General features: G+C 59.2%; 16 protein-coding genes. 7 read left to right on the forward strand and 9 right to left on the reverse strand.

Annotation, left to right across the window (positions count from 1 at the left end; genetic code table 11):
- Positions 1-24 precede the first annotated feature (24 nt).
- The 6 genes from AB4O40_RS16335 to AB4O40_RS16360 form a co-directional block, all read right to left on the reverse strand.
- Positions 25-1,020, reverse strand: a complete 996-nt coding sequence (locus AB4O40_RS16335) for a sulfonate ABC transporter substrate-binding protein (RefSeq protein WP_056726416.1) — start codon at positions 1,018-1,020, stop codon at positions 25-27.
- 90 nt (positions 1,021-1,110) lie between these two features.
- Positions 1,111-1,704, reverse strand: a complete 594-nt coding sequence (ssuE, locus tag AB4O40_RS16340) for an NADPH-dependent FMN reductase (RefSeq protein ID WP_056726415.1) — start codon at positions 1,702-1,704, stop codon at positions 1,111-1,113.
- Positions 1,705-1,953 (reverse strand): hypothetical protein, encoded by a 249-nt coding sequence (locus AB4O40_RS16345; RefSeq protein ID WP_223541304.1) that lies wholly within the window; start codon positions 1,951-1,953, stop codon positions 1,705-1,707. It abuts the gene before it with no gap.
- 34 nt (positions 1,954-1,987) lie between these two features.
- Complete coding sequence (locus AB4O40_RS16350) at positions 1,988-2,626, reverse strand: peroxiredoxin (protein ID WP_056726414.1); 639 nt, start codon at positions 2,624-2,626, stop codon at positions 1,988-1,990.
- 292 nt (positions 2,627-2,918) lie between these two features.
- Positions 2,919-4,262 (reverse strand): OprD family porin, encoded by a 1,344-nt coding sequence (locus AB4O40_RS16355; protein ID WP_223541303.1) that lies wholly within the window; start codon positions 4,260-4,262, stop codon positions 2,919-2,921.
- 413 nt (positions 4,263-4,675) lie between these two features.
- Positions 4,676-6,007: an OprD family porin gene (locus AB4O40_RS16360; RefSeq protein ID WP_056726412.1), complete on the reverse strand. Its 1,332-nt coding sequence runs from the start codon at positions 6,005-6,007 to the stop codon at positions 4,676-4,678.
- A 362-nt stretch (positions 6,008-6,369) separates the two neighbouring features.
- Between AB4O40_RS16360 and tauA the strand changes: the two genes are divergently transcribed.
- Positions 6,370-7,359, forward strand: a complete 990-nt coding sequence (tauA, locus tag AB4O40_RS16365; RefSeq protein WP_460053841.1) for a taurine ABC transporter substrate-binding protein — start codon at positions 6,370-6,372, stop codon at positions 7,357-7,359.
- Positions 7,360-7,389: 30 nt separating this feature from the next.
- Here tauA and argA read toward each other — a convergent pair whose 3' ends face one another.
- Together argA and argE are read right to left on the reverse strand one after the other, a co-directional pair.
- On the reverse strand, positions 7,390-8,688 hold the full coding sequence (gene argA, locus AB4O40_RS16370) for an amino-acid N-acetyltransferase (protein ID WP_223541302.1): 1,299 nt from the start codon (positions 8,686-8,688) through the stop codon (positions 7,390-7,392).
- Positions 8,689-8,948: 260 nt separating this feature from the next.
- A complete protein-coding gene (gene argE / locus AB4O40_RS16375; RefSeq protein WP_460053839.1) occupies positions 8,949-10,100 on the reverse strand; it encodes an acetylornithine deacetylase in 1,152 nt (383 codons plus the stop codon).
- A gap of 157 nt (positions 10,101-10,257) precedes the next feature.
- Between argE and AB4O40_RS16380 the strand changes: the two genes are divergently transcribed.
- A complete protein-coding gene (locus AB4O40_RS16380; protein ID WP_056726408.1) occupies positions 10,258-11,625 on the forward strand; it encodes a CYTH domain-containing protein in 1,368 nt (455 codons plus the stop codon).
- 86 nt (positions 11,626-11,711) lie between these two features.
- Here AB4O40_RS16380 and AB4O40_RS16385 read toward each other — a convergent pair whose 3' ends face one another.
- A complete protein-coding gene (locus AB4O40_RS16385; RefSeq protein WP_056726407.1) occupies positions 11,712-12,182 on the reverse strand; it encodes an Lrp/AsnC family transcriptional regulator in 471 nt (156 codons plus the stop codon).
- A gap of 126 nt (positions 12,183-12,308) precedes the next feature.
- Between AB4O40_RS16385 and AB4O40_RS16390 the strand changes: the two genes are divergently transcribed.
- From AB4O40_RS16390 to AB4O40_RS16410, 5 genes are all read left to right on the forward strand, one after another.
- Entirely contained in the window at positions 12,309-12,647 is a 339-nt protein-coding gene (locus tag AB4O40_RS16390; RefSeq protein WP_056726406.1) for a hypothetical protein, read from the forward strand.
- A 90-nt stretch (positions 12,648-12,737) separates the two neighbouring features.
- Positions 12,738-14,522: a GspE/PulE family protein gene (locus AB4O40_RS16395; protein ID WP_056726405.1), complete on the forward strand. Its 1,785-nt coding sequence runs from the start codon at positions 12,738-12,740 to the stop codon at positions 14,520-14,522.
- An 85-nt stretch (positions 14,523-14,607) separates the two neighbouring features.
- Positions 14,608-15,528, forward strand: a complete 921-nt coding sequence (locus tag AB4O40_RS16400; protein WP_056726404.1) for an SPFH domain-containing protein — start codon at positions 14,608-14,610, stop codon at positions 15,526-15,528.
- Positions 15,529-15,536: 8 nt separating this feature from the next.
- Positions 15,537-15,986, forward strand: coding sequence for an NfeD family protein (locus tag AB4O40_RS16405; protein ID WP_056726403.1), 450 nt, complete (start codon positions 15,537-15,539; stop codon positions 15,984-15,986).
- A 68-nt stretch (positions 15,987-16,054) separates the two neighbouring features.
- On the forward strand, positions 16,055-16,372 hold the full coding sequence (locus AB4O40_RS16410; RefSeq protein ID WP_056726402.1) for a DUF2388 domain-containing protein: 318 nt from the start codon (positions 16,055-16,057) through the stop codon (positions 16,370-16,372).
- Positions 16,373-16,427: the final 55 nt, after the last annotated feature.

Below are 16,427 nucleotides of genomic sequence, written 5' to 3' on the forward strand. Positions count from 1 at the left end.
GAGTGGTCTCCTTGGGGAATCGAATTATTGGGCTTTGGTTACTGAGCTTTGGGCAACGGCAGCCGGCGGCGTCCAGATCACGTCTTTAATGCTCAACTGCTTGGGAATCAGCTTGAGCTGGTAGAAGCTGTCGGCGATTTTCTGCTGTGCGGCGACCACTTCCGGGGTGAGGAACAGCGCGCCATAGCCCTGGCGTTTCACCGAGGTCAGGGTGATGTCCGCTGGCAGGCCGAGCAGCGGTGAAACCTGTTGGGTCACCTCTTGCGGGTTAGCCTTGGACCACTCGCCCACCGCGCGCACTTCTTCCACCAGTGTCTTGATCACCTCGGGATTTTTCTGCGCATAAGGCTTGGTTGCCAGGTAGAACTGATGGTTGTCGACGATGCCTTGGCCATCGCGCAGGGTGCGCGCTTGCAGCTGTTGTTCGGCAGCGGCCTGGTACGGGTCCCAGATCACCCAGGCGTCGACACTGCCACGCTCGAACGCGGCGCGGGCATCGGCCGGCGGCAGGAATACGGTCTGGATGTCGGTGTATTTGAGGCCGGCATCTTCCAGCGCACGCACCAGCAGGTAGTGCACGTTGGAACCCTTGTTGAGCACGATTTTCTTGCCCTTGAGGTCCGTCACCGACTTGATCGCCGAGTCCTTCGGCACCAGGATCGCCTCACTGTGCGGCGCTGGCGGTTCATAGGCGACGTAGAGCAGATCGGCACCCGCTGCCTGGGCAAACACCGGAGGCGTTTCGCCGGTAACACCGAAGTCGATGGAGCCGACGTTCAGGCCTTCAAGCAGTTGCGGGCCACCGGGGAATTCCGTCCATTGCACGTCCACACCTTGGGCGGCGAGACGTTTTTCCAGGGTGCCCTTGGCTTTGAGCAGCACCAGGGTGCCGTATTTCTGATAGCCGATTCGTAGCACGCCTTCCCGGGTAGAAAGCGCCTGAGCTTGAGTAATGGCGCCGAAGGTCAAAGCCGCAGCAAACAGAGCGACCAGACCACGACGCAAAATGACAGGGCGCATGGCGCTCTCCTTTTTGCAGTTGGGTTTTGGCTGCACCTGCTTGCCCGTTGGCGGGCGAGTAAGGCCAGTACTTCAATTTTTTGGTGAGGTTCAAATGCTCCAGCGAGCACTCAACAAACGATCATTCAACAGGTTCGGGTCGAGCGGCTTGGGCCGTCGCGCCATAGCGCTGAAAAACAGCTCCAGCGATTCATTCAGTCGTTGTTCCAGCTCCGGTGCCAACTGCGCCTGGGCGCTACCTTCGCCGTAGGCGATCTGACTGTCGACGGCGAAAATGCCTTGCAGCATTTCCTGGGCCTTCAATGCCGACAGCACCGGTTTGAGCGCGTAATCCACTGCCAACATATGGGCGATGCTGCCGCCAGTAGCCATCGGCAGAACCACCTTATGGCTCAAGGCGCGTTCGGGCAGCAGATCCAGCACGACTTTCAGTGCTCCGGAAAACGATGCCTTGTAAACCGGTGTGGCGATCAGCAGGCCATCGGCATTTTCAATCTGTTGCAACAAGTCGATCACCTTGGGGCTGTCGAAGCGTGCGTGCAGCAAGTCCTCGGCCGGGAAGTCCCGCACCTGATAACTCACTACTTCCACGCCCTGCCCTTGCAACCAACGCTGGGAGCGATCCAGCAGCACCCCGGAACGAGAGCGCTGACTGGGACTGCCACCGAGTGAGACAACCAACATTCAGACGATTCCTTGCACGGTGTTGGCGATTCGCGGTTTGCGATCTCGCTTCGATGGAGTGACCTTAACAGCTGATTCATATATCCATAAATCATATTTATTCATTTGGTTATGCATAAAAGAAATATATAAACCGGTTTCTTCCAGGCAAAAAAACAGGCCGTCGAAACGGCCTGAAATCCCCTGCTTTGTGGGTGCCTTGAAAAGATCGCAGCCTGCGGCAGCTCCTACAGGGATCGACGTATGCACGTAGGAGCTGCCGCAGGCTGCGATCTTCTGACCTTCAACGATTGGGCTGCGGCGTCAGGCGCAGGTAAGGCTTGACCGCCCGATAGCCCTTGGGAAAGCGCTGTTTGATTTCATCTTCATCCTTGAGCGACGGTACGATCACCACCTCATCACCGTCTTGCCAGTTGGCCGGCGTGGCCACCTTGTAGTTGTCGGTGAGTTGCAGCGAGTCGATCACCCGCAGGATTTCATTGAAGTTGCGGCCGGTGCTCGCCGGGTAGGTAATCGTCAGCCGGACCTTTTTCTTCGGGTCGATCACGAACAGACTGCGCACGGTCAGGGTGTCGTTGGCGTTGGGGTGGATCAGGTCGTAGAGGTCCGAGACCTTGCGGTCGGCGTCATCCAGGATCGGAAAGTTGACCACGGTGCCCTGGGTTTCGTTGATGTCCTCGATCCACTTGTGGTGCGACTCCACCGGGTCCACCGACAAAGCGATGGCCTTGACGTCGCGCGCGGCGAACTCATCCTTGAGCCTCGCGGTGAAGCCCAGCTCAGTCGTGCACACCGGTGTGAAGTCCGCGGGATGGGAAAACAGCACGCCCCAGCTATCGCCCAGCCACTGATGGAAACGGATGGTGCCTGCGCTGGAGTTCTGTTCGAAATCGGGGGCGATATCGCCAAGTCTGAGACCCATGGTGCTGCTCCTTGTGAGTGCTTGATGGGTTCAACTGTGCCTGTGTTTTTTATCTATTAAAAAGAATAAATATCGATTTATTTAGATCATAAAGAAATATTAAATATCTGTTCACTGGACGTGCCCGCGCAACCGGCCGAACATCGCCCCCAAGGTTCGAGAAGGCCTTGAGTTGCTGCAAAGAGGGAAGTTCAAGGCGGGATTACGGGGGTGAACCCGTCTTGAAAATGTAAAAGCCCCGCCCGGTGCAATACCGGGCGGGGCTTTTTTGTCTCGGTTACGCGAGCGCTTATTACAACAGCGGGATCGAGTAGCTGACGATCAGGCGATTTTCGTCCTGCGAACGGGTGTTCGGCAGGTCGGTGCGCCACGTGGCGTTTTTCCACATCAGGCCGAGGTTCTTCAGCGCGCCGGACTGAACGACGTAACCCACGGTCAGGTCGCGCTCCCACTCAGAGGCACCATTGGCCGCCTCGCCCCCCTTGGCGTTAACGGTATCGATATTGTCACCGCGCAGGTACACCAGGCCAGCCGTCAGGCCAGGTACGCCGACCTTGGCGAAGTCATAGGAGTAGCGTGCTAGCCAGGTACGCTCGCCAGCACGGCCGAACTTCTGGATTTGCGAATCGGTGATGGTGTAGTTCGACGAACCGTCGCCCTGGTTCAGCCAAGGGAAATCGCTGCTGCCGTTGCTGACCTGATAACCGCCACCGAAGGTGTGACCGGCAACGGAGTACAGGAACAGGCCGCTGTACAGGTTGTTGTCGACCTTGCCCTTGCCGTTGGCTGCACCGCTGTAGTTGCCAGTGGTGTAGTACAGAGGATCGTGACCGTTGGCACCGTCGTCGGAGCTGTTGAAGTAACGCAAGTCAGACTTCAGCACGCCAGGGCCGATGGCCCAGTTGTGCACCAGACCCAGGAAGTGTTGCTTGTAGAACTCTTCCAGGGTGCCGTAGTAGTACTGGGCCGTCAGGTCCTTGGTGATCTTGTAGTCGCCACCGGCATAGATGAACTTGTTGCTGTCGCGGCCTGCAGCGGAACGGCTGTTGGCGCCAGAGATAGACAACTGTTCATTGTTGCTCGAGTTACGACCTTTTACCTGCTCGATCTGACCGCCGATCAAGGTCAGGTCCTTGATGTCGTTCGAGGAGATCTGGCCACCCTGCCAGGTTTGCGGCAACAGACGACCGTCGTTGGTCACGATCACCGGCAGCTTGGGCTGCAAGGTACCCAGCTTCAGCTCGGTCTGGGAGATCTTGGCTTTGGCAGTCAAACCCAGGCTGGAGAAGTCATCAACCGCTTCGCCGTTGGACTTGCTCGGGAACACGGTGCCGCCATACGAGTTGTTGCTCGCGCCGTTGGTGCCGCCACCGGAATCCAGTTTGACGCCCAACAGGCCGATCGCATCGATACCGAAGCCGACGGTGCCCTGGGTGTAACCCGAGATGAAACGTAGATCGAAGCCTTGGCCCCATTCTTCGTTTTTGTTCGGGCCAGTACCGTCACGGTAATCGGTGTTGATGTAGAAGTTACGCAGCCCCAGTGTTGCCTTGCTGTCTTCGATAAAACCCGCGGCGCTTGCCTGCTGGGTCAAAACCCCGACGGCCACAGCCATGGCCAAGGTGGACTTGTTCATGTTTCGCTCCTCTCGTTTCTAGTTCTGATGTTCCTGGTCCCGAATCGATTGCCCGGGATCCTGAATGCATTAATTCGTGGCAAACCGTCTAGGCCGGTCGTTTTGCGGGCCGCAGGATACATGGCCTTAAAGCCAAAAAGAATTTTTTGGTGCTTTTTAATACCGCTTAGGAATATGGCTTCCCACGACAGATCCGAGGTATCGGCGGCAAGGCCGAATTCTGAACCTGAGCAAATATCGAGGGACGAAACTGCCAAATCCGGGCTCAGGGATGAGTGGCGGACAGGCGCACTTTAAGCGGGATATTTAAAAACCAAAAAGAATAATAAATAATCAGCAAAGATCTTTATGGAATATAAAAGAACGGACAAAAAAAACCTCGCCAGCGGGCGAGGTTTTTTTCTCAAGGCTTGTTACAGGAAGCTGTAGGTGTAGTTGAAGATCAGACGAGTCTGGTCAACATCAGGGTTGTTGGAGACTTCACTGCCACGGTAGACGCCATTACGCAGCGTTACGCCGAAACCTTTGAGCGTGCCCTGCTGGATGGTGTAGTCGATCCGCATGTCGCGTTCCCACTCGGAGCCATCAGGGCCGCTGCCGTTGGTAGCCTTGATGTTGTCGCCATGCAGGTAGGCGATCGAAGTTTTCAGGCCCGGCACGCCCAGTCCGGCGAAGTCATAGGAGTATTGACCGAAGGTGGTGTTTTCACCGGCACGAACAAACCCGTTGATCATGGAATCGGTGAACAGGTAGAAGCTGGCGCCGCCGTTCCCTTCCGGACGGCCATTGCCATCGACCACGTTGCCCTGGTTCAGGTAGACAAAACCACCGTCATCGCTGACGCGCTGATGACCGACCAGGAAGGCATTGCCACCCAGGGTGTAGGTGAACATGGCGCTCCAGGTCTTGTTGTCGACCTCGCCCGGGGTCTTGGCGAAACCGTTGTTGTTGTTGAAACGGAATCCCGGATCACCGTTCTTGCCGTCGGAGCTACTGTCGAAGTAGCGAATATCAGTCTTGAAGGACTGCTTGGCGTCGATCGCAAACACGTGGACCAAGCCCAGGAAGTCCTGTTTGTAGTAGTCCTTCAGATTCGAGTGGTAGTACTGCAGGGTCAGGTCCTTGGTGACCTTCCAGTCAGCACCACCGTAGTAGAACTTGTTGCTGTCCTCTGTACCGCCAGCCACGGCCAGGCCGGTGGAGTTCGAAGAAGCGCGACCCGCCGAATGCTCCAACTGACCTGCGTTGAAGGTCACGTTGTCGATTTCTTTCGAAGTGATGGTGCCGCCTTCAAAGGTCTGCGGCAGCAGACGGCTGTCGTTCGCGACCAGGATCGGCAAGTTGGGTGCCAGAGCGCCACCCAGGTGGGCTTCGGTCTTCGAGAAGCGCGCCTTGACGTTGGCCGCCGCACGGCTCCATTCGTGTACGGCCGAACCATCGGTGTCGCTTGGGAAGAAGGTGTTGTTGTCCGGGTGGTGACCCTTGCCGCCGTCCAGGTGGATACCCAGCAGTGCCTGGGCGTCGATACCGAAACCGACAGTGCCTTGGGTGAAACCGGACAGATAATCGAATTTCAGGCCTTCCGCGGACTCTTTCTGATCCGCACCGCCTTCACGGTTATCGTTGTTGTAATACATGGTCCGGGAACTGATGGACGCCTTGCTGTCTTCCAGGAAACCTGCGGCGCCTGCCTGCTGCGCCAAAACCCCTACGGCCACGGCCAAAGCCAAGGTGGACTTGTTCATTGTGTAGCTCCTCTCGATTCTAATTCTTGTATTCCTGGTCTCGAGTCGTCGCCCGAAATCCTAAGATTCGCGATTAGCGCCAGACCGTGACCCACAAGTCAATCGTAACCATGTGTGTCTACGACCATAGTCTAATCCCCGTTTTTTGGTCCCTGCCGGGTCATGAGTTCGTCATGAACCTGAAAAGAATTACCCCATTCTTTTCTAATACCGTTTAGGAATTTAGCACCCGATTTACAGATCCCCCAGAACAGAGGGCTCGGCTCATAAGCTAATTCCTAAAAAGTATTTATTTTTGTTTTTTTAGATCGATTAGTTTTTTACGCAATTCGGAAACAAATCCTTTACCGAAAGGCGGCCCCATGACGACCAAACGCGCACTATCCGGACCAATTGTTACAGTTTGTGTATCTCTCGCATTTTCTTTCGCCGCCCAGGCAGCAAACCTCACTGTCGGCTATCAAACCGGAATCGACCCCAGCAAAGTCCCCCAGGCCGATGGCCTTTATGAAAAAACAATTGGCCAGCCCATCGACTGGCGACGCTTCAACAGCGGCCCGGAAGTGGTCACGGCGATTGCCTCCGGTGATGTGCAAATCGGCAATCTCGGCTCCAGTCCGCTGGCCGCTGCCGCCTCGCGCAACCTGCCGATTGTCGCGTTCATCGTCTCGGCCCAGATCAACGCGGCCGAAGCGTTGGTGGTGCGCAACGGCAGCGGCATCGAGAAACCGCAAGATCTGATCGGAAAGACCATCGCCACGCCTTTCGTTTCAACCTCCCACTACAGCCTGCTTGGTGCGCTGAAGCACTGGGGCCTGGACAGTTCGCAAGTCAAAGTGGTGAACCTGCAGCCGGCGGAAATCGCAGCAGCCTGGAAGCGTGGTGATATTGATGGCGCGTTTGTCTGGTCGCCCGCCCTGGGGGAAATCCGCAGGACTGGCAAGACCCTGACCGACGCTGCGCAGGTAGGCCAATGGGGTGCACCCACCTTTGAAGTCTGGGTGGCGCGCAAGGATTACGCCGAGAAGCACCCGGAGGTGGTGGCCAGATTCGCCAAGGTCACCCTCGACGCCTTTGCCGACTACGCAGCGCATAAAGCCGACTGGACGGTGGACTCGGAGCCCGTGCAGAAAATCGCCAAGCTGACCGGTGCCAATGCCGCCGATGTGCCGGAGTTACTGGCCGGATCCGCATTCCCGGATGCCAAGGCGCAACAGAGCACCGCGCTACTGGACGGCGGCACGGCCAAGGCCATTGGCGAGACGGCGAAATTCTTGAAGGAGCAAGGGAAGGTGGAGACGGTGCTGCCGGACTATTCGCCGTATGTCAGTGCGAAGTTTGTGCAGGAGTAACGCAAGGCTCCTACAAAAGTCGTTCAAACCTCAAAGGGCTTTTTCGAAGATCTTCGAATTACGCTGATAGTTGTACAGCGACGCCCGCGCCGACGGCAGACGGTCAACGCTGCTCGGCACAAAACCACGCTCGCGGAACCAGTGAGCGGTACGGGTGGTAAGGACGAACAAAGTCTTCAAACCCTGAGCCCGGGCGCGGGTCTCGATGCGCTCCAGCAATTCATCACCGCGACCGCCATGGCGATACTCCGGATTCACCGCCAGGCACGCCAGTTCACCGGCATCCGAATCGGCAATCTGATACAGCGCCGCACAGGCGATGATCATGCCTTCGCGCTCGACCACGCTGAACTGCTCGATCTCGCGCTCCAGCACCTCGCGGGAACGGCGCACCAGGATGCCCTGCTCTTCCAGCGGGCTGATCAAATCCAGCAGTCCGCCGACGTCTTCGATGGCCGCTTCGCGCACCACTTCGAACTGCTCCTGGGCCACCAGCGTACCGCCGCCGTCACGGGTGAACAGTTCGGTCAGCAGTGCACCGTTCTCGGCATAACTGACGATATGACTACGGGCCACACCGCCACGACAAGCTTCGGCAGCGGCATCCAACAGTTCCGCCTGATAGTTACTGCCCAGGCGCTGCAAATGCGCCGGCACCTGTTGCGGACGCAATTCGCGCACCAGGCGCCCGTTTTCGTCGATCAAGCCCAGTTCGGCGCCAAACAGCAGCAGCTTGTCCGCGCCCAGATCAATGGCCGCGCGGGTGGCGACGTCTTCGCAGGCCAGGTTGAAAATTTCCCCGGTCGGCGAATAGCCCAGCGGCGACAGCAGCACGATGGAGCGCTCGTCCAGCAAACGGTTGATGCCCTTGCGGTCGACCCGGCGCACCTCGCCGGTGTGGTGATAGTCGACGCCTTCAAGCACGCCGATCGGCCGTGCCGTCACCAGGTTGCCGCTGGCCACCCGCAGGCGCGAGCCCTGCATCGGCGACGAAGCCATGTCCATCGACAGGCGAGCCTCAATGGCAATGCGCAACTGGCCAACTGCGTCGATCACGCACTCCAGGGTCGCGGCATCGGTGATACGCATACCGTGGTGGTAATGCGGGGTCAGGCCGCGGGCCGTGAGGCGCGCTTCGATTTGCGGGCGGGAACCGTGAACCAGTACCAGACGCACACCCAGGCTGTGCAACAGCACCAGGTCGTGGACGATATTGCCGAAGTTCGGATGCTCAACGCCGTCGCCGGGCAGCATGACGACAAAGGTGCAATCGCGGTGGGCGTTGATGTAAGGCGAAGCGTGACGAAGCCAATTGACGTATTCGGGCATGAACCTGGGCCTGTAATAAATAGCAGCCGAAAAAAGGGCGAAACAGAAAAACGCACAGCGGGCTGATGGTTATCGTCGGAACAGGCTTGGCGACACGCGCGCTCTCCTCATGAATACGGGTTGGGGTACCGGCAATTTATACGGCTTGTCAGGTAATTCACAGACCCCTGTGGGAGCGGGCTTGCTCGCGAAGGCGGTGTGCCATTCAGTATTGAGGTGGCTGACACGACGCCTTCGCGAGCAAGCCCGCTCCCACAAGGTCAAGCCGCCGGTGCCAGGCAATAGTGTTCGATCAGTTGCCTTAATAGATGCACCGTAGGCTGCAAACGTGACATTTCGAGGTATTCCCCCGGCTGGTGGGCGCAAGCGATATCACCCGGGCCAAGCACCAGCGTTTCACAGCCAAGGCGCTGAAGATAAGGTGCTTCGGTGCCGAACGCCACTGCTTCGGCGCTGTGACCGGTGAGCTTTTCGGCAAGGCGTACCAGCTCGGCGTCCTCAGCCTGCTCGAACGGCGGCACTTCAGGGAACAACGGCGCGTAATCGATCTTGACCTGATGCCGCTCGGCAACCGGCTTGAGCTTCTGCAGGATCTCGGCGCGCAGGACTTTGGGGTCCATGCCGGGCAGCGGGCGCAAATCGAATTCCAGCGAACACTGGCCGCAGATGCGGTTGGGGTTGTCGCCGCCATGGATGCAGCCGAAATTCATCGTTGGCATCGGCACGCCAAACTGCGGATTGCGGAATTCACGCTGCCACAACAGGCGCAGGCCACGCAGTTCACCGATGGCATCGTGCATGGCTTCCAGGGCGCTGTGGCCCAGGCGCGGGTCGGAGGAATGACCGCTCTGCCCGAGAATGTCGATGCGTTCCATCATGATGCCTTTGTGCATGCGGATCGGCTTGAGCCCGGTCGGCTCGCCGATCACCGCCGCCCGCCCCAGCGGTCGCCCCGCTTCGGCCAGCGCGCGGGCACCGGACATCGAACTTTCTTCATCGCAGGTGGCGAGAATCAGCAACGGCTGTTTGAACGGCTGATCGAGCAGCGGTTTGACCGCCTCGATGGCCAGGGCGAAAAAACCCTTCATGTCACAACTGCCCAGGCCAATCCAACGACCGCCGACTTCAGTCAGCTTCAACGGGTCGGTTTGCCACAACGCGCCGTCGAACGGCACGGTGTCGCTGTGCCCGGCCAGCACCAGGCCGCCGGGGCCGGAGCCGAAACTGGCCAGCAGGTTGAACTTGCCGGGGCTGACCTGCTGGATCTCGCAGGTGAAACCCAGCTCACCGAGCCACGTCGCCAGCAGATCGATAACCGGGCGGTTGGTTTGATCGAGACTGGGCTGCGTGCAACTGACCGACGGTGCGGCGATCAACGCAGCGAATTGTTCTTTCATCGATGGCAATGGCATCGCTGACTCCCGGCACCCGAATTGAGGTCCATCATAGAACCAACCGATGACAGGAATAAACCGTCTCGGCGCGTACTAACCGTGAGTCCTGTACACTGCACGACCTTGGCAGCCACACATTCCCCCGGCTGCGCTCCCGATCCTGGATTTTCCGGCCATGCAGAAAGAAACCGAAATCAAACTCCGCGTCAGCCGCGAAACCCTCGCCGCCCTGCGCGAGCACCCGTTACTGAAAAAACGCAACAAAAGTGGCTGGGAACGCCGTGAGTTGATGAATCAGTACTTCGACACGCCCGAGCGCGACCTGGCCCAGGCCAAAGTCGCCCTGCGCCTGCGCAAGGATGGCGAAGAAGTGATTCAGACCCTCAAGACCCGCGGCCAGAGCGTCGCCGGCTTGTCCGAGCGTAATGAATTCAACTGGCCCCTGCCCAAGGCCAAGCTCGACTTGAAGAAACTCGACGGCGAATGCTGGCCCGAGGAACTGGCCGAGCTGGACAAGAAGACCCTGAAGCCGATCTTCACCACCGACTTCGTCCGCGAATGCGCGGAAATCGCCTGGGGTCGCGGCAAGACCAAAGTGGTCATCGAAGCCGCGCTGGACCTGGGTCACGTCGTGGTCGGCAAGCAGAAAGAAGAAATCTGCGAGCTGGAACTGGAACTGCGCGAAGGCGAGCCGGCAGCCCTGCTGGAACTGGCCGCCGAGCTGGCCGAGAAACTGGCCCTGATGCCTTGCGACATCAGCAAGGCCGAGCGCGGTTATCGCCTGTACGACGCCCACAGCTATTCGTTGAGCCTGCCGGCGCCGCAGATCACCGCCGAAACGCCGCTGGACGACGCGTTCGCCGCGCTGAGCTGGCATTTGCTGGGCAGCAGCCAGCGTCTGGCCGAGCAGTATCGCTTCAATGGTCACTGGCGCCTGTTGCAGGACTGGGTCGAATGTCTCGCGGAAATGCGCGCGCTGATCAGCAGCCTGGGCCAGGCCGCTCCGCGTCAGTCGACCCACGACCTGCGTATCGCCCTTGATGCCTTGCTGGAAGACTGGCGCCCGCTGGTCCAGGCCGGCCTGGAAGATGAAGACGTGCGCAAAGCCGCGCCCGAGCAGTTCCTCGAAGAGCTCGAAGACCCGCGCTGGGGCCTGTTCTCCCTGACCAGCTCGCGCTGGCTGCTGGCCCGCACCTGGGCCGCCGACCGCAACACCCGTGGCAATCGCCAGGGCGCTGCGCAACTGGGCAGCTGGTTGCCGCGCCTTTTGGGCGAAGAGGCCACTTCGTTGCAATTGCAACGTTACCAGCAACAACCGGAAGACCTGGCCGAGCAACTGCCGCGCATCGAACGCATCCAGGTCTGGCTGCACCATGCGCGTAACGTGCTGGAGATCCCGGAAATGGATCGCCTGTACGGTGAGCTGAACAAACTGGCGCAATTGGCCAACGAGTCGATCACCGACGAAGTCCTGGATGCGCGCAAGCAGCAGGCGATTGCGGTGTATCAGAACCGTGCCTGGAAAATGCTGTTGCGTCTGTAATACCGAAAAGATCGCAGGCTTCGCCAGCTCCTACGGGTGTACTCCATCCGAATGTAGGAGCTGCCGCAGGCTGCGATCTTTTTGCTTTATCGCACCACCGGCAAACTGGTCGTCGACTTGATCTCCGACAACGCCACGATCGAATTCACCTCCTGAATCCCCGGCACCATCGACAGTTTCTCGAAAAAGAAACGCTCGTAGGCCTCGATGTCCGCCGTGACAATCCGCAGCAAGAAATCCACCGCCCCCATCAGCACGTAACACTCCAGCACCTCCGGAAAGCCGCGAATCGCCTCGGTGAATTCGGTGAAGTTCGAACGCCCGTGGGCATTGAGTTTCACCTCCGCGAAGATCTGCGTGTTCAGGCCGATTTTCTTGCGGTCGAGCAAGGTCACCTGAGCGCGAATGATGCCCTCCTCTTTCATCCGCTGAATCCGCCGCCAGCACGGCGATTGCGAGAGCCCCACCTGTTCGGCGATCTGTGCGCTGGAAAGCGAAGCATCCTCTTGCAGCAAGGCGAGGATCTTGCGGTCGTAGCTGTCCAGTTCGCTTTGCATAAAAAAACCCTTAATCGACTAACAAGTGAATTGATTTATTCTTCAATTCTGCAATACAGCCAATCATAGAGAAGAAATACCCGGCACAGGATGTAAACATTTCTCCAATGATTTTGGAGCCAGACCATGCCGTATCTCGAAGCCGTAAACACCCCACCTGCCCGTTCCGATGTCTGGAACGTCGGTAACGCCCATTGCCGGGTTCGCTATCAAATGCTGGCCGAGGCAGAACCGGACCTGCTGTGTCGTGCCCTCAATCTGTTCGCTTTGCAACTGCTCACCCCGGAACAGGTCAACGCACAGCGCCAGGACGACTGGCTGAACATCGAGATCGTCATCGACGGTTTGAGCTGGCACCGCGCGCAAGTGATTGCGGAAAAACTTCGTAACCTGATCAGCGTTTGCTCGGTGGAGCTGCAAGAAGCTGATTCCCCATGGGCCGAAGCGGCTCAAGCGGCGGGCTGAAAAACGCCGAAACGGCTTTGTCGGGTAGTGGCCCAGCTGTCAGCCGGGCCACGGCTATCCTTTGCGCACTGTCGTTCAAAAGGAGCCCGCATGTCCGTACATCTCGCCTTTCAGGACCGCTGGCTGGATCTCAATGACCTGCTGCGCGAACTGGTCGCCCAGAGCTTTATCAGTCAGGATTCGGCCGAACACGCGCTCAATGCCCGTCGCCGCAACGCCTCCCTTGGCCAGATGCATCCGCTGGAGTTCATTGCCAGCCAACAGCTGGACGATCTCAGCCGTCCCGGCAAACCGCTGGACCTCGAGAGCCTGACCTTGTGGCTATCCCGGCAGGCCGGCCAGCCTTACCTGCGCATCGACCCGTTGAAAATCAATGTCGCTGCCGTGACCCCGCTGATGTCCTATGCCTTCGCCCAGCGCCACAAGATCCTCGCGGTATCGATCGACCGCGAGGCGGTCACCGTGGCCAGCGCCCAACCTTATGTCAGCGGTTGGGAAGCTGACCTGACCCATGTGCTCAAGCTGCCGATCAAGCGCGTGGTGGCCAACCCGGTGGACATCCAGCGCTTCAGCGTCGAATTCTTCCGCCTGGCCAAATCGGTCACTGGGGCGAACAGCGCCGACCCGCAAGTCAGTACCCTCGGCAATTTCGAACAGTTACTCAACCTCGGCGCCAGCGACCAGGAGCCCGACGCCAACGACGCACACATCGTCAACATCGTCGACTGGCTGTTCCAGTACGCGTTCCAGCAGCGTGCCAGCGACATCCACATCGAGCCCCGGCGCGAGCAAGGCACGGTGCGTTTTCGCATCGACGGCGTGCTGCACAACGTCTATCAATTCCCGCCCCAGGTCACCATGGCCATCGTCAGTCGCCTGAAAACCCTGGGGCGCATGAACGTCGCGGAGAAACGCAAACCCCAGGACGGCCGGGTGAAAACCAAGACCCCGGACGGCGGAGAGGTCGAACTGCGCTTGTCGACACTGCCCACGGCCTTCGGCGAAAAAATGGTCATGCGGATCTTCGATCCGGAAGTATTGCTCAAGGACTTCGACCAGCTTGGTTTCTCCGCCGACGACCTGCGCCGCTGGCAAGACATGACCCGCCAGCCCCACGGCATCATCCTCGTCACCGGGCCGACGGGTTCGGGCAAGACCACCACCCTCTATACCACCCTGAAAAAACTGGCGACGCCGGAGGTCAACCTCTGCACCATTGAAGACCCGATCGAAATGATCGAGCCTGCGTTCAACCAGATGCAGGTCCAGCACAACATCGACCTGACCTTCGCCGCCGGCGTGCGCGCGCTGATGCGGCAAGATCCGGACATCATCATGATCGGCGAGATCCGCGACCTCGAAACTGCAGAGATGGCGATCCAGGCCGCGCTCACCGGGCACCTCGTGCTGTCGACCCTGCACACCAACGACGCACCCAGCGCCATCAGCCGCCTGCTGGAGCTCGGCGTGCCGCACTACCTGATCAAGGCCACGGTGCTTGGCGTCATGGCCCAGCGACTGGTGCGAACCCTGTGCTCGCACTGCAAGGCGCCGCTGACGCTGGGCGAAGACGACTGGCAAACCCTGACCCGCCCCTGGCAAGCACCCTTGCCGACCAATGCCCAGCGAGCCATCGGTTGCGTGGAGTGCCGCGACACCGGTTATCGCGGTCGCGCCGGGGTCTACGAAATCATGCAGTTAAGCGATGGCATCAAAGCGCTGATCAGTCCTGATACCGACCTGCTGGCCGTGCGGCGCCAGGCATTCAAGGAAGGCATGCGCAGCCTGCGGCTGTCAGGAGCGCAAAAAGTCGGCGCCGGGCTGACGACCATCGAGGAGGTTCTGCGCGTGACACCCCAGAGCGAGCAGAACTGAGACCCGGCTGTACTTATCCGGCATCGGCACAGCTACACTCCAGCGATTGAAACTCCACAGATCCACACATCAACAAGGAATCGTTATGCAGATCGGTAGTGTGCTTTTGCTTTTTGTCGGCCTGGTGGTCGCCATTCTGTTCATGGGTTTCAAGGTCGTGCCCCAGGGCTTTGAATGGACAGTCGAGCGTTTCGGTCGCTACACCAACACGCTCAAGCCGGGTTTGAACGTCATCATTCCGGTCATGGACCGCATCGGCCGCAAGATGAATGTGATGGAAAGCGTGCTGGATATTCCGCCGCAGGAAGTCATCACCGCCGACAACGCCACGGTGCAAATCGACGCCGTGTGCTTCTTCCAGGTGGTCAACACGGCCCAGGCGGCCTATGAGGTCAACAACCTCGAACACGCCATCCGCAACCTGCTGCAAACCAACATCCGCACCGTGCTCGGCTCGATGGAACTCGACGCCATGCTCAGCCAGCGTGACGGGATCAACGAAAAACTGCTGCGCACTGTCGACGAAGCGACCGCGCCGTGGGGCATCAAGATCACCCGGATCGAGATCAAGGACATCAGCCCACCCGCCGACCTGATGGCGGCGATGTCGGGGCAGATGAAAGCCGAACGGATCAAGCGTGCACAGATCCTCGAAGCCGAGGGCCTGCGCGCCGCAGCGATCCTGACCGCGGAAGGCAAGAAGCAGGCACAGATCCTCGAAGCCGAAGGCAGTCGCCAGGCCGCGTTCCTGGAATCCGAAGCCCGCGAGCGGCAAGCCGCGGCAGAAGCACAGGCGACCAAAGTGGTGTCCGAAGCCATCGCCAGCGGCAACGTGCAGGCGGTCAACTACTTCGTCGCGCAAAAGTACATCGATGCGCTGGGCAAGCTGGCTTCGGCCAACAACAGCAAGGTGATCCTGATGCCGCTGGAGGCCAGTTCGATGATTGGCGCGGTGGGCGGCATTGGCGAAATCGTCAAGGCCACTTTCGATAACAAGAAAGCCTGAGGCGCGCCATGTGGGCATTTTTGCAGCACCTTTCGTTCTGGGACTGGTTGGCGCTGGGCACGGTGCTGTTGATTCTCGAAGTGTTCGGCGCCGGCGGTTACCTGCTGTGGATCGGCATGGCTGCGGCCGCCGTGGGCGTCTTGACCTTCCTGCTGCCGGACCTGTCCTGGGAATGGCAGTTTCTGCTGTTCGGCCTGCTGTCGATCACCACCGCGTTGTACTGGTGGCGACGTCAGCGCACGGCGGCGCGCCCGAGCGATCAGCCGCACCTGAACCTGCGCGGTCAGGATCTGATCGGCAAAACCTTTGTGGTGCATGAAGCGATTGTCGACGGTCGCGGCAAAATCAAGGTGGCCGACGGCGTGTGGATGGCCCGAGGGCCGGATGCTGGCATTGGCAGTCGCGTGCGGGTGGTCGGCCAGCAAGGCGCGATCCTGCTGGTCGAAGCGGCGGATTAGGCGACCACGGAACTCGATTGGGGGTTGGCAATCCAACCGCGTAGTCAACCCAGTGGAGTCACCCTGTCATGCGTTTCAAACTTGCTGTCGCTACCGTCGCGCTGTTGTCTTTGCCTGTCGGTTCGGCGATGGCCGATACTTTTTGGCGTAACGTTCTCACCTCCGGCGCAACCACCGGTTCGAGCTATCTGACATCCAAGGATAACAAGCTGGTTGTCGCAGCCCAGGACGATGCCAGCAGCTTCGTCGCCAGTGATGGCAGTATCCGCGGCCCGTACCTGGAAGCGGCCATGCAGAAAGTCCGCGCCGACAACCCGGGCCTGCAAGCCACGGACATGGAGCTGGCAAACGCGATCCTGGCGAAGAATGCCGTGGCTTCGGAGTAAGCGTTGCGAATGAAAAATGCCGCTCATATGAGCGGCATTTTTTTTGCTTTGCGAA

This window comes from Pseudomonas sp. S2_F07 (assembly GCF_054668325.1).

Bases quoted from the DNA above. Each gene is read 5' to 3' on its own strand.
- AB4O40_RS16335 (WP_056726416.1), bottom strand. From the start codon at position 1,020: ATGCGCCCTGTCATTTTGCGTCGTGGTCTGGTCGCTCTGTTTGCTGCG.
- ssuE (WP_056726415.1), bottom strand. From the start codon at position 1,704: ATGTTGGTTGTCTCACTCGGTGGCAGTCCCAGTCAGCGCTCTCGTTCC.
- AB4O40_RS16350 (WP_056726414.1), bottom strand. From the start codon at position 2,626: ATGGGTCTCAGACTTGGCGATATCGCCCCCGATTTCGAACAGAACTCC.
- AB4O40_RS16355 (WP_223541303.1), bottom strand. From the start codon at position 4,262: ATGAACAAGTCCACCTTGGCCATGGCTGTGGCCGTCGGGGTTTTGACC.
- AB4O40_RS16360 (WP_056726412.1), bottom strand. From the start codon at position 6,007: ATGAACAAGTCCACCTTGGCTTTGGCCGTGGCCGTAGGGGTTTTGGCG.
- tauA (WP_460053841.1), top strand. From the start codon at position 6,370: ATGACGACCAAACGCGCACTATCCGGACCAATTGTTACAGTTTGTGTA.
- argA (WP_223541302.1), bottom strand. From the start codon at position 8,688: ATGCCCGAATACGTCAATTGGCTTCGTCACGCTTCGCCTTACATCAAC.
- argE (WP_460053839.1), bottom strand. From the start codon at position 10,100: ATGCCATTGCCATCGATGAAAGAACAATTCGCTGCGTTGATCGCCGCA.
- AB4O40_RS16380 (WP_056726408.1), top strand. From the start codon at position 10,258: ATGCAGAAAGAAACCGAAATCAAACTCCGCGTCAGCCGCGAAACCCTC.
- AB4O40_RS16385 (WP_056726407.1), bottom strand. From the start codon at position 12,182: ATGCAAAGCGAACTGGACAGCTACGACCGCAAGATCCTCGCCTTGCTG.
- AB4O40_RS16390 (WP_056726406.1), top strand. From the start codon at position 12,309: ATGCCGTATCTCGAAGCCGTAAACACCCCACCTGCCCGTTCCGATGTC.
- AB4O40_RS16395 (WP_056726405.1), top strand. From the start codon at position 12,738: ATGTCCGTACATCTCGCCTTTCAGGACCGCTGGCTGGATCTCAATGAC.
- AB4O40_RS16400 (WP_056726404.1), top strand. From the start codon at position 14,608: ATGCAGATCGGTAGTGTGCTTTTGCTTTTTGTCGGCCTGGTGGTCGCC.
- AB4O40_RS16405 (WP_056726403.1), top strand. From the start codon at position 15,537: ATGTGGGCATTTTTGCAGCACCTTTCGTTCTGGGACTGGTTGGCGCTG.
- AB4O40_RS16410 (WP_056726402.1), top strand. From the start codon at position 16,055: ATGCGTTTCAAACTTGCTGTCGCTACCGTCGCGCTGTTGTCTTTGCCT.